This is a genomic window from Microbacterium sp. 22303 (assembly GCF_052045265.1).
Classification (GTDB): domain Bacteria; phylum Actinomycetota; class Actinomycetes; order Actinomycetales; family Microbacteriaceae; genus Microbacterium.
The window spans coordinates 1-21,127 of the sequence record NZ_JBQEOQ010000001.1; the positions used below are offsets into that span (position 1 = coordinate 1).

At 67.4% G+C, this 21,127-nt stretch carries 22 protein-coding genes; 13 read left to right on the top strand and 9 right to left on the bottom strand.

Annotation, left to right across the window (positions count from 1 at the left end):
* The first annotated feature begins 265 nt into the window (after window positions 1-265).
* From ACTJI8_RS00005 to ACTJI8_RS00030, 6 genes are all read left to right on the top strand, one after another.
* Window positions 266-778: a sigma-70 family RNA polymerase sigma factor gene (locus tag ACTJI8_RS00005; RefSeq protein WP_440731376.1), complete on the top strand. Its 513-nt coding sequence runs from the start codon at window positions 266-268 to the stop codon at window positions 776-778.
* Window positions 779-780: 2 nt separating this feature from the next.
* A complete protein-coding gene (locus ACTJI8_RS00010; RefSeq protein WP_440731377.1) occupies window positions 781-1,437 on the top strand; it encodes a hypothetical protein in 657 nt (218 codons plus the stop codon).
* Window positions 1,434-2,447 carry an ImmA/IrrE family metallo-endopeptidase gene (locus ACTJI8_RS00015; RefSeq protein ID WP_440731378.1) on the top strand — a complete coding sequence of 338 codons (1,014 nt, stop codon included), beginning with the start codon at window positions 1,434-1,436 and terminating at the stop codon, window positions 2,445-2,447. Before ACTJI8_RS00010 ends, ACTJI8_RS00015 begins: the two co-directional genes overlap by 4 nt.
* A 67-nt stretch (window positions 2,448-2,514) precedes the next feature.
* Window positions 2,515-2,670 carry a hypothetical protein gene (locus tag ACTJI8_RS00020; RefSeq protein ID WP_022894611.1) on the top strand — a complete coding sequence of 52 codons (156 nt, stop codon included), beginning with the start codon at window positions 2,515-2,517 and terminating at the stop codon, window positions 2,668-2,670.
* A 74-nt stretch (window positions 2,671-2,744) separates the two neighbouring features.
* Window positions 2,745-3,005, top strand: coding sequence for a DUF3892 domain-containing protein (locus ACTJI8_RS00025; RefSeq protein WP_440731379.1), 261 nt, complete (start codon window positions 2,745-2,747; stop codon window positions 3,003-3,005).
* A 277-nt stretch (window positions 3,006-3,282) separates the two neighbouring features.
* On the top strand, window positions 3,283-4,542 hold the full coding sequence (locus tag ACTJI8_RS00030; RefSeq protein WP_440731380.1) for a hypothetical protein: 1,260 nt from the start codon (window positions 3,283-3,285) through the stop codon (window positions 4,540-4,542).
* A 1,004-nt stretch (window positions 4,543-5,546) separates the two neighbouring features.
* Here the strand turns inward: ACTJI8_RS00030 and ACTJI8_RS00035 are convergent.
* From ACTJI8_RS00035 to ACTJI8_RS00050, 4 genes are all read right to left on the bottom strand, one after another.
* Entirely contained in the window at window positions 5,547-6,749 is a 1,203-nt protein-coding gene (locus ACTJI8_RS00035; protein WP_440731381.1) for an SGNH/GDSL hydrolase family protein, read from the bottom strand.
* Window positions 6,746-7,534 carry an alpha/beta hydrolase gene (locus tag ACTJI8_RS00040; protein ID WP_440731382.1) on the bottom strand — a complete coding sequence of 263 codons (789 nt, stop codon included), beginning with the start codon at window positions 7,532-7,534 and terminating at the stop codon, window positions 6,746-6,748. The genes ACTJI8_RS00035 and ACTJI8_RS00040 overlap by 4 nt, the downstream gene beginning before the upstream one ends.
* 34 nt (window positions 7,535-7,568) lie before the next feature.
* Complete coding sequence (locus ACTJI8_RS00045; RefSeq protein ID WP_440731383.1) at window positions 7,569-8,813, bottom strand: MFS transporter; 1,245 nt, start codon at window positions 8,811-8,813, stop codon at window positions 7,569-7,571.
* A gap of 180 nt (window positions 8,814-8,993) precedes the next feature.
* Window positions 8,994-10,067, bottom strand: coding sequence for a LacI family DNA-binding transcriptional regulator (locus ACTJI8_RS00050; RefSeq protein WP_440731384.1), 1,074 nt, complete (start codon window positions 10,065-10,067; stop codon window positions 8,994-8,996).
* Between the two features lie 93 nt (window positions 10,068-10,160).
* Here ACTJI8_RS00050 and ACTJI8_RS00055 point away from each other — a divergent pair, with 93 nt between their 5' ends.
* The 5 genes from ACTJI8_RS00055 to msrA all read left to right on the top strand — a co-directional run bounded on the left by ACTJI8_RS00055 (window position 10,161) and on the right by msrA (window position 14,353).
* Window positions 10,161-10,913 (top strand): hypothetical protein, encoded by a 753-nt coding sequence (locus ACTJI8_RS00055; protein ID WP_440731385.1) that lies wholly within the window; start codon window positions 10,161-10,163, stop codon window positions 10,911-10,913.
* A gap of 71 nt (window positions 10,914-10,984) precedes the next feature.
* Window positions 10,985-11,812, top strand: coding sequence for an SDR family NAD(P)-dependent oxidoreductase (locus ACTJI8_RS00060; RefSeq protein ID WP_440731386.1), 828 nt, complete (start codon window positions 10,985-10,987; stop codon window positions 11,810-11,812).
* A gap of 120 nt (window positions 11,813-11,932) precedes the next feature.
* On the top strand, window positions 11,933-13,207 hold the full coding sequence (locus tag ACTJI8_RS00065; protein WP_440731387.1) for an MFS transporter: 1,275 nt from the start codon (window positions 11,933-11,935) through the stop codon (window positions 13,205-13,207).
* A 112-nt stretch (window positions 13,208-13,319) separates the two neighbouring features.
* Window positions 13,320-13,799 (top strand): peptide-methionine (R)-S-oxide reductase MsrB, encoded by a 480-nt coding sequence (gene msrB, locus ACTJI8_RS00070; protein WP_440731388.1) that lies wholly within the window; start codon window positions 13,320-13,322, stop codon window positions 13,797-13,799.
* On the top strand, window positions 13,796-14,353 hold the full coding sequence (gene msrA, locus ACTJI8_RS00075; protein ID WP_440731389.1) for a peptide-methionine (S)-S-oxide reductase MsrA: 558 nt from the start codon (window positions 13,796-13,798) through the stop codon (window positions 14,351-14,353). Before msrB ends, msrA begins: the two co-directional genes overlap by 4 nt.
* Before the next feature lie 108 nt (window positions 14,354-14,461).
* Here the strand turns inward: msrA and ACTJI8_RS00080 are convergent, their stop codons facing one another.
* The 5 genes from ACTJI8_RS00080 to ACTJI8_RS00100 all read right to left on the bottom strand — a co-directional run bounded on the left by ACTJI8_RS00080 (window position 14,462) and on the right by ACTJI8_RS00100 (window position 18,249).
* The gene (locus ACTJI8_RS00080) at window positions 14,462-14,836 is read right to left on the bottom strand and encodes a UBP-type zinc finger domain-containing protein (protein WP_440731390.1); all 375 of its coding nucleotides are present in this window, start codon (window positions 14,834-14,836) and stop codon (window positions 14,462-14,464) included.
* 20 nt (window positions 14,837-14,856) lie between these two features.
* Entirely contained in the window at window positions 14,857-15,330 is a 474-nt protein-coding gene (locus tag ACTJI8_RS00085; RefSeq protein WP_440731391.1) for a carboxymuconolactone decarboxylase family protein, read from the bottom strand.
* A 93-nt stretch (window positions 15,331-15,423) separates the two neighbouring features.
* A complete protein-coding gene (locus ACTJI8_RS00090) occupies window positions 15,424-16,731 on the bottom strand; it encodes an ABC transporter permease (RefSeq protein WP_440731392.1) in 1,308 nt (435 codons plus the stop codon).
* Window positions 16,728-17,444, bottom strand: coding sequence for an ABC transporter ATP-binding protein (locus ACTJI8_RS00095; protein WP_440731393.1), 717 nt, complete (start codon window positions 17,442-17,444; stop codon window positions 16,728-16,730). The genes ACTJI8_RS00090 and ACTJI8_RS00095 overlap by 4 nt, the downstream gene beginning before the upstream one ends.
* A 127-nt stretch (window positions 17,445-17,571) precedes the next feature.
* Window positions 17,572-18,249, bottom strand: a complete 678-nt coding sequence (locus ACTJI8_RS00100) for a FadR/GntR family transcriptional regulator (RefSeq protein ID WP_440731394.1) — start codon at window positions 18,247-18,249, stop codon at window positions 17,572-17,574.
* Window positions 18,250-18,371: 122 nt separating this feature from the next.
* On the opposite strand from ACTJI8_RS00100, the gene ACTJI8_RS00105 reads away from it, so the two are divergent.
* Window positions 18,372-19,424 carry an amidohydrolase family protein gene (locus tag ACTJI8_RS00105; protein WP_440731395.1) on the top strand — a complete coding sequence of 351 codons (1,053 nt, stop codon included), beginning with the start codon at window positions 18,372-18,374 and terminating at the stop codon, window positions 19,422-19,424.
* A 57-nt stretch (window positions 19,425-19,481) separates the two neighbouring features.
* Complete coding sequence (locus tag ACTJI8_RS00110; RefSeq protein ID WP_440731396.1) at window positions 19,482-21,125, top strand: ABC transporter substrate-binding protein; 1,644 nt, start codon at window positions 19,482-19,484, stop codon at window positions 21,123-21,125.
* Window positions 21,126-21,127 lie beyond the last annotated feature (2 nt).

Sequence of the window (21,127 nt, forward strand, 5' to 3'; positions counted from 1 at the left end):
GGTGGCCTCGCTTTCGCCCGTCACTATGGCCTCGTTTTCAACCATCGCCGACAGCTTAGGCGCCTCGGCTCCGGCAGCTGCGAGCCGTTCAGCTCGGCGAGCTGCGCATCACGGCGAGGTGCACAGCGGACATGCGAACGCCACGTCACGACACGCCAACGCATCGCTAACTCTCCGCCGGTCTGTCCCGACTACATTTTGAAGCGACGACCATCGGCGCTGATGGAAGGTGAAGAGATGGGTGCAAGGGGCGAGGAGCCTGCGCATGGCTGACCCCTCTTACGACTGGGCGGCTCTGTATCAGAAGCATCGCGACGCGATGTACGGGGTCGCCTATGAAGTGCTGCGCGGAAGCGGACGAGTGGATCTGGCCGATGACGCGGTTCAGGCAGCGATGGTGTCCCTCATGAAGGCGCCGCCGCCGGAGCCGCCTCGCAGCTGGGAGGCACTGTTCGTGGTGACAGCGAAGCGCCGAGCGCTCGACATTGTTGGCTCGGCCGCCATGAAGAAGGGCGCCGAGTTCTCCGAGGAGTACGTCCCAGCTGCGAGACCGCCGGACGATGACGACGCGCTGGAGCGCCTCGAGAAGATGGCACGCGCGAGGCCGGTGATCGCGGGCCTCGATGCGCAGGAGCACGTTGTCCTGGCGCAGTACATCGTTCGGGATCGTCCGAGGGGCGACGTCGCTGCCGAGCTCGGCGTCACTCCGGGTCGCGTCAGCCAGATCAGTACGAGAGTCTTGTCAAAGATTAACGCAGCCGTGGAGGAAGGAGGGTGACCATGCATTCGGAAGACCGAAACCAGGAACTCGCGGACATTCTTGACGCGCGGGCAGGTCGGTCGGCGCTTGCCGCGGGCGCGGATGTGAATCGCTCCGAACTTCGCAAGCTGCTCGAGGCCGCTGATCTCACGTGGGTCAGTCAACAGACCGCTCCACCGCTTACTGATGATCCGGTCGCTGCAATGCTTGGCCTCGTGCCCGACTCGGAGCTGGAGCTCGACGGGAGGGTGCTGTCCAATGCCCGGAAACGTTCGGGTCTGACCGTGAGTGCATTGGCGAAGCGACTTTCCGATCGAGGGTGGGAGGTGACGGGCAGAGACATCTTTTCCTGGGAGAGTGGCAAGAACCTGCCCCGTATCCCGGCCCTGATCAACGCGCTTGCAGAGGAGGCCGGCGCGGACGCCGACAGGTTGCGACGTCCGTCTGGAACGGATCCAGAGCGCGCCCGGTTGGCGGCCGTCGTGGGATCCGAGACCTTCAAAGCGCTTGCGCAGCGTTGGGCGCGTCTTCAGGGAACGACCATCGCGTTGGCGTCGTCCGCGCTCGAGTCGAGAATGCTGGTCGCCGTGCATCGCGGTGGCGCACCTGAGTCAGAAGTTCTGCTTGAGTCACTTGAAGCGTTGGTGGACTCTGTCGAAGGCACCAAGGGCTCATGAAGGTTGGGCCGTGGATCGAGCGCGCCGTCAAGATTATCGATCCCGGGGTTCAGGAGCTGTTCGTCCTTGACCCGCTCGACGCGCTCACCAGCGGTATGCGGCTGACGGTGCGGGCGGTGGACTCGCTTTCCACCAGCCGTGGCGATGGCGGCTTCTGCGATGGGATGTCGTTTCTCGAAGACGGCGTCATCCTGTACGCACCGACGCCAAACAGTCGGCGTCAGAACTTCACCCTCGCGCATGAGCTTGGTCACTGGGTGGTCGAGCAAGATCAAGGCCTGTTCGACTGGATCGCTGATCAAGCGGATCCGCCCGCGCTGCTTGAAACGGTGTGCGATCATATCGCGCAACGCCTTCTGCTACCCGACGCTCTCACCAGCGAGATCGTCGGGGCGGATCTTGTCCGCGCGCAGCACGTGCAGGACCTATTCGACAACAGTCAGGCCAGCTATCAGGCATGTGCGATCGCGATCGCGCGGCGCATCCGTGGACTGGGCGCAGTCGTGCTTATCGATCGCTTCGACGGTCAAGTCGCGCACGCGAGTATCCAGCCTGAGCTTGACGATGGGTGGCCCGTCGTTTATCCATGGCACGGACAGATCCTTCCGCACGCCCATGCCCTCCTGCAGATCGCCCCGGGAGCGGTGTTCACGCGTCGGGTCACGTGGCGTGACTCGTGGGGGAGGACCGCCGACTTCTACGCCGACGCCATCGCCGATGACCGGCGAATCATTGCGGTACTGGCCGGACATGACATCTGGAAGGTCGACCCCGGCTACATGATCCAGCCGCGCGAGTTCGACACGCGCCCGCTATTGACCGTCTTCTGCTGCGGCCAGAGTCGAACATTCCGCGGCTTCCCCTGCCCCACGTGCGGCCAGGGATTCTGCCCCGCCTGCAAGAACTGTCAGTGCGACCGGGCTGCCAAGACCGAGGAAGCCTGCACCGGCTGCTACATGCTCTTCCAACGCCACCTGCTCGTCGACGGCCTCTGCGAAAGCTGCCGCTAACTCGATCGCCTCCTGCTCCGACTACTTCATGAGGGGCTGACCGTCAGTCCCAGAGATGGAGCCGGAAATGGCGAAGAACACGGGACGCGGCCACCGCGTCGGAGCGGTCAAGGGCCGCAGCGAGTTCCAGGTCGGTAAGACCTGGTTCAAGCGTGACACGTCGACGGGCCGCATCATGAACGGCAGCCCCAACCAGCACAAGGGCGTCCGCAACGAGAAGTGATCGAAGCGGAGCCGGTTTCGTGTCGGCTTCGCTCGTCACCGCTTCATCTCACCCTCATCAAGAGAGCAGGAATCATGGCAGATCGACGAGTAACCCATTCCCGCAAGAACCGCGACGGTGACATCACCGCCATCGGCACGCCCGGCCAGTCCTGGTCGCCGCGTGCGAAGGCGGACGCCGTCAGCGACATCGAGCTCCGCCTCCACACGTACTACGTGCAGTGGCCTGAGAAGCGCACGGAGATCCGCGTCGTGAACGGCACGACCGGCAAGTACCTCCGCACCGATCGCGACAACACGACCCGCAACAACCTGGACGACCCCCCGGACCTGTGACTGCGACGCCGAACAGGCGAAGGACCGCCCCGCCTGTGCGGGCGGTCCTTCACTTGTTGGGTGGCCGGGCGGCGAACGTTACGCTGTCTTCACTTTCGTCGGCGCACGCAGGACGACACCAGCTTTCCAGATGGTCATTCGCATCGTCTCCTGATTTACGTTGAGTCGTTTGGCGACTTGCGAGAGAGACAGCCCCGCCTCGTAGAGGTAGGGGCCACGCAAGTCGACGTAGAAGACGCAACGCGCTACCTACCCCGTCCGCGGTTGAATTGTCCTCGTGACTGAATCTGCGCCCACACCCCAGCCCGACGGCCTCGACGTGTACGTCATCACCTACGACGAGGAGGGGCACGAGCAGCGACTCCTCCCATCGGAAGTGACGGACACTGTCGTGGAACGGTCGAGGGATTTCGGTATCAACAAGGGGTCCTGGACGATCGACCGCATTAAGCACGGCCCGTTGATCGCCGCAGAGTCGCAGCTCCGGCTCGTGAACGTCGGTAGCCTTGCGCGAGCTATCGCCGGCAACTATTACGGCACCGCGCTCATCGTAGATCGGACACCTCCTCCGATCGACGAGGACGTCTACGACATCGACCGTCGCTACGACGTGGACGTCGTGGACGACGTAGTGGTGGCCGTCGTCACCCAGCGGCATCCGGCTCAACCTGACGAGACGGAGGCGGAGATCGCGGCCAGGCTGGCGCGTATCGCCGCCGCGTACGGGTGCCGGATTGTCGGAGTGAGCTTCGCCCTTCCTGGGGGCGGGACCCCGGAGGAGATGTTGTCCCATTGGCCCGAAGGCGAAGAGTGGTCCGAACGTTTCCGCGCGGAGACCATCGAAACTCTGGCTGGCATGGCGCACGACGTCAAGGTTTCCATCGCTACCGACGACAACGTCACCATGGCGACGTTGATGGACGGCGCCGCGGCAATGGCTGACTATCTCGGCGCAACACAGACCGGCCCCCTCGACGCCGCCGGGGTGCTCAATCTGCTGCGGGGCGGCCACTTCAACCTGCTCATCGGCGAGGCAGAGTCCGGCTACCTCGAGGTCAAGACCCAGATGTACCCCATCTCGGCGCCTGGTGACACGGGCAAGAAGGCGAAGGTCGAGCTTGCGCAGGACGTTGCCAGATTTGCCAACGGAGACGTCGATGCCGTCCTCGTCATTGGCTACAAGGAGGCACCTGGCGGGGCCAACACGATCGGGAGTCTCACCCCGGTCGCAGATTCCATTCTGAACACCGCGCAGATTCACGAGCTGCTGGACGCCCGTATCGTTCCACCCGTCGATGGGTTAATCATCGAGAAGTTCGTGGTGACCGCGACCGACAGCGTGCTCGCGATCTATGTTCCGAAACAACCGAGCGAGATGCAGCCCTACCTGGTTCACGGCGCAATCGCGGAAGGCAAAGTGGAAGGTGCGTTCTTTAGCATCGTGCGGCGCCGCGGCGAAGGATCGATCACGACTTCTGCTCAGCAGATCCACGCGTACATCGTTGCGGGGAAGCGGTACCTCCGTGGGAACGACTAATCGGCGCGCAGTCCGATGAACTCGGGAGCTGCCGTTCGCGTGCCCAAACACCCAAGCAACGGTGTCTGACGAGTGCTCTACCGTCTACCACTGAGAGAGTGGAGCGTCAGTGGCAAACAATGGCATTCCGTCAGGGCGGGTGATATCCGCGGATGAGGCAGCCTTCAGAAGCATGGCCTCGACGATTGCCGGTCTGCGTCCGGGGGAGACGCTGCTCGACTTCGCCGCCCGGGGGCCGGACGTCATTCGAGAGACCTCGCTGCGGTACGCGCGGCCGTCGAACAGTCCGATGCATTCGATGTCATCGAGCTGATGCGACTCCGAGAGACTCCGCTTATGCTCGACGGGTACCGCGAGAGCCTCGCAGATCATGGGCCCGCGGCAGAACCAAGCAAGAAGCTCCTCTGGGTGGCTAGACGATCCCAGGGCGGCCCTGCGGGACACCTGCGAGGGATGCGTCTGGCTGTTGGCTGGAGCGCTGCAAGGCTTCGCAGACCGCCAATGTGACGCTGTCACCGCCACGTACCTTTGGTTGTGTGAGCGGGGCAAGCTGCGGCTTTGAGGTTGTCGACTCGAGCCCGGTATGCCCACCAAGCGCCGGGACCTGCTCGGGACCTGATGCATGCAATTCATGCAAGTCATGACGTGAAACGGCGCCGTCTGAGGGGTAGAGATGCCCGGAAAATCAAGGAATCGGGTCGAAGCGTCTACCTGGGGGTCAAGGGGTCGCAGGTTCAAATCCTGTCAGCCCGACAAAAGACGAGAGGCTCGATCCGTGAGGATCGGGCCTCTCGTCGTCTCCTGAACGACGTGGTCGCTCGCGGTGCTGTCCTCGTGCGACCCGTCGGAGGCGGCGTCCCGTCTCTGAGAGGACGATCGCCGGCGTCGACCGAGATGTGGACCTGTGCGGTCGTTTCGCCGCCGCTTAGGGGCGCGCTGCGTCAACACAAGAGGAGGGCGCGGCCGGAGCCGCACCCTCCCGGGACGCCGCGTCCTGGTCGTCGTCACGCCTTCCGGTCGAGCGTTGCTCTCGGGTGGAGGCCTTCCTGGCCGAACACACGGTGGGCGAAGCGTCGGGCGATCTCCTCATAGAGCGCGGTGTCGGGGTGCAGGGAGTCGGGAAGAGGGTGACGGTCCACATCTGCCGGGCCGTAGAGCGTGAGCCCGTCCAGGTAGGAGATGTTCTCGCCCGCTTGGCGACGGACCTCGACGACATGCTCGATGTGCCGGCGGGATTCGGCGAGAGCCAGCGCACCCCTGCCGATGTCGGCGGGGTCGCCCGCGGTGAAGCAGCGGATGCCTCCGTCATCGAAGAACTCCACGTCGCTGGGTCCCGGGATCTCGTCGCTGCCAGGCCACAGGATCGATGAGCACAGCACGATCGGGGTGTTCGGATGACCGGCCCGGATCCGATCGATGAAGCCGTGCAGCGCAGGGGCGAAGGTGCGCTGATCCATCGATCGTGCGCCCACGATGTTGACGCCCACCTTCAGCGAGATGACGTCTGCGGGCGCGGCGGCGATCGCGTCCGCGACGAACGGGTCGAGCATGCACTGGCCGCCGAAGCCCAGGTTGATGACGTCGAGGTCGGTGAGCTCCGCAGCGAAGACCGGCCAGACGCTCGTGGGCAGATCGGCCTCCGCGCAATGACTGATCGAGCTTCCGTGATGCAGCCAGACCGGGCGATCACTCGGGGGAGCGGGCAGCACGGGGGCATCCCCGACGATGTCGACGAGGTCGACGGTCATGCCTTGGGGGAGGAACACCGTCACGACCTTCGGCCCAGCGGGAAGGGGCGCGAGCTCGACGGTCGAGGTCTCGCTGTGTGCGATCACGATGGCTTCGTCGGCAGCAGGCGAGATGTGCATCGTCTGCGTATCGGGCGCCCGAGCGACCGCCACCGTCGTCCCCTCGACCTGTGCGACGAAGACGTCGCCCGGACGTTCGGCCTCGCCGATCCGGATCCGCGTGCAGCGGACGCCGAGCGTCAACCGTGTGGCTTCCGTATGGACCCGCAGCCGCACTCCGCTCGCGTTCGACGCCATGGCGCGCAGGATCTCCCCGGCCGGAGGGAAGTGGCTCCACTGGCTCACAGGTATCCGCACCGGGCGGACGCCGTCCGCGGTTTCGATGAGATCGAGGTGGCCCTCCACACGCACGGTCCCGCTCGGAAGCGAGACGGTCGTTCCATGGTCTGTGCTGGTCATTCCGTCTCCGTCCGGTGGGTGTTCGCCTCGATGAACTCCGTCGTCCGCGAGAGCACGAGCTCCCGCTGGGGCACCTGTGCCCAGCCGTGGTCCGCTCCGTCCACGACGATCAGATCGGCCCGGTCGCCGTAGATCTCGAGGTAGCGCTCGGCGTACGCGACGGGGACGAAGTCCTCCGTGCCGTGGAGCAGGCGCACCGGCCCGGTGTAACCGGAGGCGCGACCGTAGACATCGAAGGACACCGCATCGTCGCGCATCGCCGGGCCCAGTCGCATGCCGAGGAAGTCGAAGTATCCGTCGGTGTCGAGCGCGTCGAGCGACCGGCCCTGCAGTGTGCCGCCGCGGATCTCGTCCGCGAACACTGCCGCCGTGGACCACATCGTCAGGGAACGCAACGGCAGTTCGGTCTCTGCGGCCAGGACCGAGGCGATCACCGCGCCGAGGCTCATTCCGACGAGATGGAGGTTGTCGGAATCGACCGTGTCGAGGCCGGCGATCGTTGCCAGGGCCTGGTGCGCGTGGCGGACGTCCAGCGACACGGAGGTGTCGTAGAACTCGCCGTCGCTCTCGCCGTGGCCTGCGCGGTCATAGGCGATGGAAGCGACTCCGACGGCTGCGAGGCGCCTCGCGAGCGCGACGAACGCCGACGAGAACTCCATGTGCGATGCCCCGAAGCCGTGAAAGAGGATCGCGGTGGGGAACGGGCCAGGACCCGCCGGTAGATACTGCGCTCCGCGGAGGGTGATCCCGTCGACCTGGGTCTGGAACGGGGCGATCGTCGTCATGCGGACTCCTTCTGGACGTGCTGGTGCCGGCGGGTCATGCTGTCGTCGCCTCTGTCCTGACCGCCGACGTGACGAGCTCCGACTCGAGGTCGAACTCGTTGCGCGTGTTCCTTCGGAACCCGAGCCACCCGATGAGGAACCCGGCTCCTGCGAGCACCGACACCCCGATGTACAGCATGCTCGGGTTGAGCAGGACGAGCGTCGGCGTCACGACATTGAGTGCGGCGGTGGCGAACCGGGAGACCGCGTAGATCGTGCCCTGCGCGGTCGCGCGGAGCATCGTCGGGAACGACTCCTGCGTCCAGACCTTCATGATCGTCTCGAAGCAGAACGCTCCGAAGAACACGGTCGCGACGGTGGCGATGATGATCGACGGGAGGGTGAAGTTCAGGATGACCGGAAGCAGGTTCGCGGCGACCACACCGATCGCCCCGATCACGTAGTAGGACATCCGCAGCCTGGTGTCCACCACGGCCATGAACCACAGCGCGCCGACGACGGCGGCGGGCATGGCGAGGATCGTCCAGGAGTTGTACTCGGCGATCGAGGAGTGGGAGACGTTGACGGCGACGAAGGTGCCGAAGCTGCCGGCCACGCTCGTCGCCATCGCGGCGAGCGTGTAGTAGCCGACCAGCGTCAGGAACGGGCGGCGGTAGGCCGCGCGCCCGAAGTCGCGGAGACGTCCGCGCTCGGCGCGCACCGTGTGGATGCCCGCGCGGCGCTCGTCCCGTGCGACGAGCCATGCCGTCGACTCGGGGATGGTGAGCCGCAGCCCCAGCACGACGAGGGCGATCGCCGCGAAGACGCCGAAGACGATCAGTCCGCCGCGAGGCCCGGCTGCGCCGAAATTGATCGCGAGGAGCACCGCCAGAAGGATCCCGAATCCGCCGAGCAGGTTGGAGAAGACCAGGATCTTGCCGCGATTGCGATCCTGAGCCGCTTCCGCGATCGTCGCGAGGGCGACGGGCAGGTCGGCGCCCACGCCGATCCCGATCAGGGCGATGCCGATCACGAGCATCGGCAGACCGAGGCCGAGCAACGGTGCGGCGGCGCCGAGCACGATGACGGCCATCGTCAGCAGGAAGACCGTGCGCCGCCCCCAGCGGTCGCCGAGCCGGCCGCCGAGGAGGGAGCCGATCGCGACGCCTGCCGTCAGGATGCCGGTGAGCAGGCCCACGTCGTTCGGCGTGAGTCCCGGCTGTCCGGCAGCGGGCGCCTGGAAGAGGACCAGAGCGATCGGGATCCCCGTCGTCACGCCGGTGTCGACGAATGTGGCCATGCCGCAGACGAATCCGACCCACCATGCGCTCAGGGAGCCTCTGTCGGATCTTGATGTGAACATGCGATTACTCCTTCGTAGCCGGGCGGCGGTCTCGCTCCTCGCAGATCCGCGTCACGTCATAGTGCTATACGGGTATAGCACCTGTCAATTCTTGATCAAGCGCGGGGCGTGAGGAGGTCAGCCGAGCGGAGCAGGAGCCGAGACGGATGCCCCCCGGACAAGGGGCATCGGCACGCGGACAGGAAGAGAGGGCCGAGCATCCTGCAGCAGCATCTCAGCCGCGATCCTGCCGAGTTCCTCATAGGGCAGCGCCACAGATGTCAACCGGGGGAGCACTGCCTGGGTCAACGGGCTGCCATCGAAGCCGATGACCGAGACGTGGTGCGGAACCCGCAGCCCTGCATCCGAGAGCGCGTGATAGGCGCCGACGGCGAGGGCGTCATTGGCGCAGATCAGCGCGGTCGGGACTCTGCCGGCGCTGAGGGTGCGCGTGACGGCCGCACGTCCGTTCTCGACGTCCCAATCGGTCTCGATCGGCATCGTGCCGGCGAGGGCGGTCCCGGCCTTGCGGAGTCTCGTCTCTATTCCGTCCAGCCGCTCGGTGAGGGCGAGCGGGCTCCAGCCGTTCCACACGGCGGCTCCGGTGAAGCCTGGGGGAAAAGATCCGACGAACCAGATCGCGTCGCGATGGCCGGCGTCGAGAAGTACGGATGCCGCCGTCTCACCCGCAGCGCGCTCGTCCGGGATCACCGCGGCGACGTCGGAGGATACGCAGTTCAGCAACACGAGCGGCGCGTTCCGGGTGAGCGGGGGAAGGTCGACGTGCCGGGTGAACATCGATGCGTACAGGAACCCGTCGACGTCCCGGTCCAGGAGGTTCTGCAGGAGTTTGGCCTCGACCTCCGGGTCGCCCTGCGTGTCGACGGTGTAGAGCAGGGTGTTCGCGGCGCGCAGAGTCTGCAGCGCCCCGCGCACCATCGCATTCGCGAACGATGTCGTGCCGATGAAATCCGAGATGAGAGCGACCGTGCCGGACTTCCCGGTGCGGAGTGTCTTCGCCGTGGTGTTGGGGCTGTAGCCGAGCTCTTCGGCCGCGAGCCTGACGCGCGCCGACGTCTCCTCGGAGATGCGCAGATCCGTCCGGCCGTTGAGGGCGAAGGAGGCCGCCGATCTCGACACGCCGGCGCGGCGGGCCACCTCGGTCAGCGTGACGCGCCGCGTACCGCCCTGGCCGTGACCGCTTGAGACCATGTGCCCCTCCTCGTCTCTTCAGGATAGGGCTGAGCCGAGTGAGGAGCGGTCGTCGCCCCTTCCGCCGTCCCCGCCGCGGTGGGACCATGGATCATGGCGACGGATGCCGGCGATGGCGCTGCCGACGCGGCACTGGCGCGCCGGCTGCAGATCCTCGCGACCGAGCACTGGGGGCTTCTCGCCGCGCGCAGCACGGCGCAGAGCGAAGTGCTCACCCGGATCACGATCTACCTGACGCTCGTCTCCGCGGGACTGGTCACGATCGGACTCCTCGGCCAGGCGTCGCACTTCGCGGACTGGTTCCCTGCGGCCGCTCTCGTGATCCTCGGCTTCCTCGCCACCGTCGGGCTGCTGACGCTGATGCGGGTGCTCGTGGTCTCGGAGGAGGACTTCATGTACGTCACAGCGATGAACCGGATCCGTGCCGGCTACGCGGACGTGGATCCGGCGGCCGCCGCCTACTTCCTCGCATCGACGCACGACGACGAGCTCGGCATGCGGGTGACCTACTCGTTCTTCCGGCATCGCAGCGGAATCGAGCAGATCCTGGGCTCATCGTTGATGCTGAGCGTGCTCGTGAACGCGACCGTGACCGGGATGTTCGTCGGGGGCGTGTGCACGACGCTCGGCGCACCCACGGCTGTCGCGGTCGTGGCCGGCGTGCTGATCGGGCTCTGCGTGGTGGCGCTGGCCGTCTGGTACGCCGGCTTCCGCTACGTCTCGGCCTGGCGCCAGTACGCCCCGCTCAGCCCGAGCGAGGCGCCGCCTCCGCACTGGGGTCCAGGGATCCCGGACCGCCTGCCCGGCGGGTACCCGCGAGGTGCGGCATCCCCACAGCGGGAATGAGCCTCGCCGGCCACGGACGGACGGCGTCAATCCGGTGTTCCGCGTGGGCGCAACGGGCATAGTGTTCTCGCATGACCGACGTCGCACTGATCACGGGAACCTCTTCCGGCATGGGGCTGCATGCCGCGATCGAACTCGCGCGCAGGGGGTTGCATGTGGTGGCGACGATGCGCGATGTGGGCCGCGCCGGGGAGCTGCAGGATGCGGCGGCGGCCGCCGGCGTCGACGTCGAGGTGCGCGCGCTCGATGTTGTGGACCATGCCGCCGCCGCACGGCTCGTCGCCGAGGTCGAGGCCGAACACGGCGGGATCCACGTGCTGGTGAACAACGCCGGCCGGGGCAGCGTCGCCACCGCCGAGCAGTTGAGCATGCAGCAGGTGCAGGACCAGCTCGACGTCAACTATCTGGCCCCGGTGAACCTCACCAAGCTGGTGCTGCCGGGCATGCGCGAGCGCGGCAGCGGGCGCATCCTCACCGTCACGAGCGTGGGCGGCACCGTCGGGCAGCCGTTCGCCGACGCGTACTGCGGCGCGAAGTTCGCGGTCGAGGGGTTCATGCAGTCCCTCGCCGTGGTCGCCGAGCGCTTCGGCGTCCGCGTCAGTGTCATCGAGCCCGCGGCCGTCGCCAGCTCTTTTGTCGCGAACGTCGTCCGGCCCGACGAAGGCGGACCCTACGCATCTCTTCTCGCGGCCTACGTCGCGCGCTCTTCGGGCGCGTTCGCGAATGCGCAGACCGCAGAATCGGCCGGTGCCGTGATCGCCGCGGCCGTGATGTCGGACGAGTATCGCTTCCGCTGGCAGAGCTCGGAGGGGGCGACCGCGTTCGTCGGCGTCTCGCTCGCCGACCTCGACGGCGAACGTGTGCTGGGCTTCACCCGCCCCTGGATCGCGGCCGGCTGACCCGCTGGGTTGACCCGCCGAGCTGACCCGCTGGGACGGTTCGGCCTGCCGCGGCTTTATTGGTCGCGCGGCGGTGCGGGCGAGCCTCACTGGCGCAGGACTCGATAGGGTGGCGCGGTGATGAGCGCTCAGGGTCAGGGTGACGCGGTGCGGATCGCGAATCCCGCGGGCCCGCCGTGGCGCGAGCCCGGCATGCCCGCACTTCTGGCGATGACGACGTTCGCCTTCGCGGGATTCGCGGTGATGCTGCCGGTGGCGCCCCTGCACATGGTCGCGCTCGGAGGTGACGAGTTCCTCGCAGGACTCGTCAACGCGGTGCTCATGGCGGCCACGATCCTCACCCAGCTCGTTGTGGAGCGGATGCGGTCGTGGATCGGGTGGCGGATCAGTCTCGCGCTCGCGTGTCTGCTGCTCGGACTGCCGGCGCTCGGCGAGATCGTCGCGACGACGCCGGGGCAGGTCCTGGCCCTCGCCGCCGTGCGCGGGATCGGGTTCGGCATCGTCACGGTGAGCGGATCCTCCGCGGTCGGCACACTGTTCCCGCCCGAGCGACGCGGACGCGCGATCGGCGCCTACGGGCTCGCGGTCGCCGGCGCCCAGCTCGTGCTCACCCCGGTCGCACCGTGGATCGCGGACGAGGCGGGCCTGCCGGTCGCCTTGGCCGTCGCGGCGCTGCCGCTCGTCGGGATCCCGTTCGCGATCGCCGCCGGCGCCGCGATCGCGAAGCATGCACGGGCTGTGGCAACGGCCGACATCCAGGACGCAGAACGACCGAGCCCGGCGCCGCACGAGAGCCGGAGCGAGGACCGTCGGGCACTGGTGCGGCTCGTACCGCCCATCCTCGCGTTGACCGCCGTCACCTGTGCGGGCGGGGCGATCACCACGTTCACGCCGCAGTTCGTGCCCGATGCGGTGCTCACCGTCGTTTCCCTGTTCCTCTACACCGCGGCCGCGACGTTCGCGCGCTGGTTCGTCGGGGGTCTCGCCGACCGGTACGGCGCAGATCGCTTCATCCTTCCGGGACTCGCGATCGCGGCGCTGGGGCTCGCCGCCATCGCGGCTGCGATCTCCGGCATCGTCGGGCTCGCCGGCCCGATCCTGCTCATCGTCGGCGCGGTCCTCGTGGGCACGTCGTTCGGCATCATGCAGAACGTGACCCTGGTTCGGGCGTTCGAGCTCGCCGGAGAGCATGCGAGAGGGGTCGCCAGCACCGCGTGGAACGTCGCGTTCGACGCCGGCACCGGCGTCGGCGCACTCGCGATCGGCGCTCTGGCCGCTGGAGCCTCGTTCACGCTCTCCTTCGTCGTGTTGACCGCCGTGTGCGTGGTGGCCGGATTCGCTGTGCTGCTCGCAGGCCGGCGCCCGGCGAGGGACGCGGTCGGCGCGAGCGACTGAACCGCGGACGCGAACTCACAGCAGCTGCATAGCTTCGCGGGACCAAAACCGCCGCGATCGTGGTTCTTCCTTATGACGCCGCAGCCAGCGGCGCCAGAGGAGGAGCATCACGATGAATCCCACCGACTACCGCAGGACCGATGAGGCGCTGAACGCGCTCACCGCTCACCAGTACGCGGTGACGCAGGAGGGCGGCACCGAGCCGCCGTTCCGCAACGCCTACTGGAACAACCATGATCCGGGCATCTACGTCGACGTCGTCTCGGGACAGCCGCTGTTCTCGTCGACGGACAAGTTCGACAGTGGGACGGGCTGGCCGAGCTTCACTCGGCCGATCGATGCGGACGCCGTCACCACCAAGACCGACCGCACCTTCGGCATGGTGCGCACCGAGGCGATCTCGGCCGGAGCCGGCAGCCACCTCGGCCACGTGTTCGATGACGGCCCGCGCGATGCGGGCGGGCTGAGATACTGCATGAACTCGGCATCTCTCCGGTTCATCCCCGCCGCCGAGCTCGAGGAGCAGGGCTACGGCGCGTACCGTGGACTGTTCGAGACCACCCCGCAGACCCCAGAGGAGAACGCATCATGACCAGCGGACCCGCCGATACCGGATCCATCGCCCGCGTCCCGGGCGCCGAGACCGCCGTGCTCGCCGGCGGCTGCTTCTGGGGCATGGAGGATCTCATCCGCCGCCAGCCCGGAGTGCTCAGCACGCGCGTCGGCTACACCGGCGGCAGCAACGAGCACGCCACCTACCGCAACCACCCGGGGCATGCCGAGGCGGTGGAGATCGTCTTCGACCCGTCGAAGACCACGTACCGCGACATCCTCGCGTTCTTCTTCCAGATCCACGATCCGTCGACCCTGAACCGCCAGGGCAACGACATCGGCACGAGCTACCGATCGGCGATCTTCCCGCTCAGCCCTGAGCAGGAGCGGGTCGCCCGTGACACGATCGCCGACGTCGACGCCTCCGGCCTGTGGCCGGCCAAGGCCGTGACGACGATCGAGCCCGAGGGCCCGTTCTGGGAGGCCGAGCCCGAGCACCAGGACTACCTGGTGCGGTACCCCGACGGCTACACGTGCCACTTCCCGCGCGCCGGCTGGGTGCTGCCGCGTCGGGACGAGGCCGTCGCGCAGTAAGCGCCACCCCACTCTTCGGGCCCGTCGGATCGCTCCGGCGGGCCCGAAGTCGTCTGAGCGACTGCGGCCGTGGCGAGGATCCGGTCTGTCCGAAGGATCCGGTCCGGTTCAGCCGGAACGACCGTCGCGTTCGGCCCGGGCGCGAAGGAGCTGATCCTGCCAGTCCGCGGGGACGCGCTCGGCCGGGCCCGGTGCGGATTGGTCCTCGGGGTGGCTCCGCGGCGGGGCGAGTTCCGGACCGTCGACCATCTGCGACGTGCGATAGTCCCAGAACCAGTCCTCGCCGGGCTCGTAGCTCTGGATGAAGCGGTGGCCGGTCCCGGTCGCATGCGCGGTGGCGTGCTGGCCGAGGGAGTCATCGCAGCAGCCCACGTGCCCGCACTGCACGCAACGACGCAGGTGGAACCACCACCCTCCGTCCCGCTCGCATTCCACGCAGCCTGGGCCTGATGGCGGCCGCCGTGTGTCGATTCCCTGGATCATGTCCCACCTCCGGGTGCGGATCAGCGGATGAGGTTGCCTTCGGCGTCGCGCGGGCGCACCGGGTGCTCGCTGAGGATGGAGAGCCGATTGAACATGTTGATGGTCAGCGCGACCCATTCCGCGGCCGCGAAGACGTCATCGCCCAGCAGCCCGCGGGCGGCGGCGAGATCGGCCTCCGCCTCCTCGCCGAGCGGCATCCGGGTCGCAGCCTCGGCGATCGCCAGCATGGCCTTCTCCCGCTCGGTGAAGAGGTCGGATTCGCGCCAGGCGGGCAGCACATCGAGCTTCTGCTGGGTGATGCCGGCGCCGCGCGCCTCTCGTGCGTGCAGGTCGAGGCAGAACGCGCACGCGTTGATCTGCGACGCGCGCACCTTGATGAACTCGGCCTCGGCGGTGCTGAGCCCGTGCGCTGCCGTCGCTCTCGCGACGGCGTCCGAGTACTCGGACGCGGCCTTCCACGCATCGGGGATCGCCTTGTCCAGGTAGGGGCGCATGCTGTTCCTCTCGGGCGTTCTGTTCGACGAGTTCACCGTATCGTGCAGCGCGACCTCTGCCCCACGGCGCCGGCGACGCCGCCGGTGCCCCGGCTACTCGTAGCGCAGCGACTCGACGGGATCCTGGCGAGCAGCCCGTGCCGCGGGGAGCGTGCCGGCGAGGAAAGCGATCACCATCACCAGCAGGATCACCGACACGATGGATCTCGCGTCGAACGCCACGAGCTGCAGTCCGGACAGATCCGACAGGAGCGTGCGCCCCAGGATCCGGCTCACAACGCTGCCGACCAGCATCCCGCCGAGGACGCCCAGCGCGCTGCCGAGGAAGCCGATGAACGTCGCCTCCAGGCTGAAGAGCCCGAACACGCGACCCGAACCCATGCCCATCGCCTTCATCAGGCCGATCTCGCGGGTCCGTTCCTGCACCGACATGTAGAGGGTGTTGATGATGCCGAAGCTCGCGGCGAGCAGCGCGATGATCGCGAAGGCGTTCAGGACCAGCACGATCCCGTCGATCACCGCCTTGAAAGTGCCGAGCTGTTGCGCGACCGTCGTCGAACTGAAGCCGGCTGTTGTGAGACGCTGCTGCAGTGCAGTCACCTGCGCGGGGGAGGACGAGGGTGCGAACCAGGCCCTGGCCTGTGTGTAACGGTTCTGCTGATCCGCGTGCACGCCCGTCTGCTGGGCGTCGTAGAGCGCGCCGGTCAGCGCATCGTTCGGCAGCATGCTCGCGGCGCCCCCGGTCAGGCTGAACGTCGATTCGGAGACGCCGGAGACCGTCGCCTCGATCATGTGCTGCGTGCGAGTCGCATCCGTCACCGCGAGCGTCACGGTCTTGCCGACGGCATCTGCGGCGCTCGAGAAGCCGAGCGGAGTGACGAAATCGGTGGGCAGCGCGAGCTGCAGATCACCGGTCGAATCGCTCGGCGCGGAGCCCGCGGCGAGCTTCACGGTCTGTCCTGCGACGAGACCGCCGGCGCTGATCACGTACTTCTTGCCGTCACCGAACTGCACGTAGTCGACCGAGACCGCGCGGACCGGCTTCACCGCGGTCACGCCCTTCACGCTCGCGAGTGCGTCCAGGTCACTCTGCGTCAGCACGGCGACGGTGCTGACGCCACCCCTCCCGCCACCCGTCGTCGCCGTGTTCGGGTCGTACTCCCTCGGGGCCGTGCTGCCGGGTGCGGTGCCGGCGTCGACCTTCTTGGTGACCGTCAGCACATCGCTCGCACCGAAGCCGGAGACGGTGTCGTCGATGTACTTGTTGATGCCGGTGCCGAGGCCGTTGGTGATGGTCAGAGTGAACGCGCCCACGAAGATCGCGAGGATCGTGAGCGTGGTGCGCGTCTTCGAGCGGAAGGTGCTCGAGATCGCGGTGCCGATGAGGTCGAGCGTCTTCATGCCGCCGTCTCCTCGATCAGCCCGTCCTTGATGTGCACGCGCCGGTCGCACCTCGCGGCGAGGTCCTCGTCGTGGGTGACGATCACCAGCGTGATCCCGTGGTCTCGGTTCAGGGCGAACAGGATGTCCTCGACGACAGCTCCGGTCACCGAGTCGAGGTTGCCCGTGGGCTCGTCGGCGAAGATGATGCGCGGGTCGTTCACCAGCGCACGGGCGATGACGGTGCGCTGCTTCTGACCGCCGGAGAGGTTCACCGCCTTGTTCCTGGCCTTGTCGGCGAGATCGAGCTGCGCCAGCGCGGCCATGCCGCGGCGCTTCCGCTCGCCCGCACCGATGCCGGCGATCTTCAGCGGCAGCACGACGTTCTCGAGAACGCTCTGATTCGGGGTCAGGAAGAACTGCTGGAAGACGAACCCGAAGGTCTTGTTGCGGATCCGGTTCAGCGCCGCCCCCTTCAACATCGCCGTGTCCTGGCCGCTCAGCGCTATGGCCCCCGAACTCGGTTCATCCATCAGCGCCATCAGGTGCATGAGCGTCGACTTGCCGGATCCGCTCTTGCCGATGATCGCGATGCTCTCGCCAGCCGCGATGTCCAGGCTCACCCCCTTCAGCGCGTCGAAACGACCGCTTCCTCGGCCGTAGGACTTGTGCACGTCGCGCACGGAGAGCACCGGCGCCGATGGTGCGGGGATCGTGGGGGCAGGACTCGTCATTCGCGCTCCAGGACTCGGTGGCGGATCCGCCGCGTTCAGCCTCGCTGATCGCCGGGGACCTCGCATCGTCTCACGGGATGAAGTGCGCGTACTCCGCACGCGGTATGCCGATGCTGCTGAGGCGGGGTCAGGCGTCCAGGAGCTTCTCCGACTGGTCCACGACGCCCAGCGCCGCCGCCTGGGCGGCATCCGGATCCTGGTTGCGGATCGCGTGGAACAGCGCCTCGTGTCGGTCGGCGCTCGTCGCCACGATCGCCATGGATCCTGGCGCGTTCGCGGTGACCGCGTTGAGCAACGAGGAGTCGAAGCTGACATATATCCCGGCGAGCAGCTCGTTGTGCGCGGCCATGGCGATGGCGAGATGGAACGCGACATCGTGCTGGATGAACACGTCCTGGTCGTCTCGGCGGGCAGCCGCATTCCTTGCGATGAGTTCGGTCTCGATGACCGTCAGATCGGCGGCGGTCCGGTTCTGCGCCGCCTCCCGGGCCGCGAGCACGTCGAGAGCACGGCGCACGCGCATGACCTCCAGGGCGTCGGCGTCGCGGAGGGTGCGACGCAGCGCCACCTCCGTGGGATCGCGTGCGATGACATAGGTGCCGTCGCCCTGTCGGCTCTCGAGGAGGCCGAGCTGCGCAAGAGCGCGCACGCCCTCGCGGACGGAGGGGCGACTGACGCCGAACTGGGCGACGAGCTCGGCCTCGCTGGGGATGCGCTGGCCGATTCCCCAGGTGCCGGCAGCGATCTCGGTCTGGAGGCGCTCGACGACGGTGTCGACCAGTGAACGGCGTTGGATCGGTTCCACGGTTCCATTGTGGGCCATGTTGGCCGTATGGTTGTCAGACGTCAGATAACCTGATGAATATCCACACGATGACCCCCGATCATCCGAGCCGGCGAAGACGCCGGACGAGGAGCAGGAGCACGATGGCAGCTGGTCCCGAGCGCAGTCCGCTCGTCGCGGCGGGTCTGGTCGACGCGCACATCCATCCGGACAAGACATCCTGGGGCGACCGGTGGATGACACGACGGCCGGCCGCGACGCTCGACGAGCTGATCCGCAACAACATCCTCGCCCTCTCGGAGTACGGCAAGAGCGTCGAGGACCGCGCCCACGCGCTGATGTCCCACGCGCTGCGCAACGGCACCCTGGCGATGCGCGCCCACGTCGATGTGGGCACCGCCGTAGGCCTCGCCCACGTCGAGGGGGTACGAGCGGCGGCCGAGCGGATCGGTCCGGATCTCACCGTGCAGATCGTCTGCTTCCCGCAGTTCGGCCTGCTCACCGATCCGGGCGCGCTCGACCTCATGGCGGCGTCGCTGGATGCGGGAGCGGACATCGTCGGCGGCATCGATCCGCTCGGCCGCGACGGCGATGTCGCCGGCCACCTCGACGCCGTGTTCGGACTCTCCGCCCGGTCCGGGCGCGACCTCGACATCCACCTGCACGACGGGGGAGAGGAGGGTCTGGCGCAGATCCGCGAGATCGCCGCCCGCACCCGCGCCACGAGCATGCAGGGCCGCGTCACGGTCAGCCATGCCTTCGCGCTGTGCGACGACACGCTCCCCTCGCTACGCGCCACGCTGGACGATGTCGCCGATGCCCGCCTCTGGATCACCACCTGCGCGCTGGGACCGGATCCCGTGCCCGACCTCGACCTGTTCGAATCCCATGGCGTGCAGCTCGCCGCGGGGTCGGACGGTGTGCGAGACAGCTGGAGCCCGTACGGCACCGGGAGCATGGTGGACCGCGCTCATCTGCTCGGCTACCGGACCGGAGCCATCACCGACGCCGATCTCGAGCGGTGCTACCGGATCGCCTCGACAGAGGGCGGTCGGATGCTCGGCATCCCGGACCTGGCCCTCGACACGGACGCCACGAGCGCCACCCGTCTCGAGTTCGACGCCCCCACCATCGCCCAGCTCGTGGTCGACCGACCTGCACCTCTCCGTGTCATCCGGCACGGCCGGGTGCTCTGACGCATCCCCCTCCATCCGCAACACCTCACCCGCAACCCGAAAACACAGGAGTTTCTCGTGGTCCTTCGCAAGACAGCACTCGGCGCCGCCGCCGTCGTGGCGGTCGCCGCTCTGGCTCTGGCCGGCTGCACCGGCACCCCCAAGGGGCAGACGTCCGGCCCGTCCGAGCTCTCGCTCGATCTCACCAAGCTCGCCACAACCACGCCCGCCGGCACCGAACCGGTGGACCAGCTGAAGTGGAATCTCCCGTACGAACCCTCGTCGATCGATCCGATCTTCACCTGGAACTATGCGGAGAACACCGTCACCGCGAACCTCTGCGAGAGCCTGATGCGGATCAAGCCGGACCTGTCCATCGAGCCGGGCCTGGCCAGCAAGGTCGAGACTCCTGACGACACCACGCTGGTGTACACGATCCGCGATGGCGTGACGTTCTGGGATGGCAACCCGCTGACGGCGGAGGACGTGGCCTACTCGCTGCAGCGCCAGATCGGCCCCGACACCAAGAGCTACTGGTCCGACTACTTCCACAACGTCGCATCGGCGACCGTCACCGGTCCGCTCCAGGTCACCGTCAAGCTCTCCAAGCCCGACGTGCTCTTCGCCCAGGCGATGAGCTCCGCCGCCGGCGCCATCGTGGAGAAGGCCGTTGTCGAAGCCGACGGACAGGCGTTCGGCACGCCGAAGGGCAACCTGCAGTGCACCGGCCCGTTCAAGGTCGGCGCTTGGAACTCCGGCAAGAGCCTGACGCTGGAGCGCAACGACGCGTATTGGGACTCCTCGGTGAAGCCGAAGGTGAAGGAGATCTCCTTCAGCTTCATCGCCGACGAGTCCACCGCCATCAACGCCCTGCGCACCGGCGATGTGGACGGCCAGTTCTTCTACCTGCCGCCGGCCGGTCTGTCTCAGCTGCAGAAGAGCGACAAGGTGACCACCACGTTCGGCAAGTCCTTCGTGTTCTGGACGCTCGCGGCGATCAACAAGGACGGCGCGATGGGGGACGAGAAGATCCGTCAGGCACTGTCGCTCGCGATCGACCGCAGCGCACTCACGAAGGTCGTCTTCCAGGGCGCGGGCATCCCGGCGCCGACGATCGCCGGCCCCGACATGTGGGGCTACGGCAAGGACGAGTTCTCCGCCGCGTACAAGAAGTTCGACGTGAAGCCTGATCTGGAGAAGGCGAAGAAGCTGGTCGAGGAGGCCGGCTCGCCGAAGACGCCGATCGTCCTCGCGGTGCAGGGCAGCTCGGCCGTGCACGAGCAGACCGCCAGTGTCATCCAGGCCGCGGGACAGGCGATCGGTCTGAACGTGCAGACGAAGGTGATCCCGGTCGAGCAGTTCGGCAACCTCTACTTCGACCCCACCGCGCGCAAGGGCCTGGACGGCTTCTTCACGACCAACTACGGCGATTTCGCGGATCCGCTCGGGGTGTACAGCTTCTTCGAGTCGACCAACTCCCACGACTACATCCAGTGGAACGGCGCCGACGAGCAGATCGCCAAGGCTCTGCAGACCACGGACGACGCCGAGCGGGCCAAGCTGGTCGTGGACATCCAGGAGAAGGTCACCCAGGGTCTGCCCTGGATCCCGCTCGCGTATGAGCCGACCACGATGATCCAGAACAAGCGGATCTCCGGCGCCGTGCCGTCCTTCGCCTACCTGTACTCACCGTGGGCGGTCGCGATCGGCGGGACGAAGTAGTC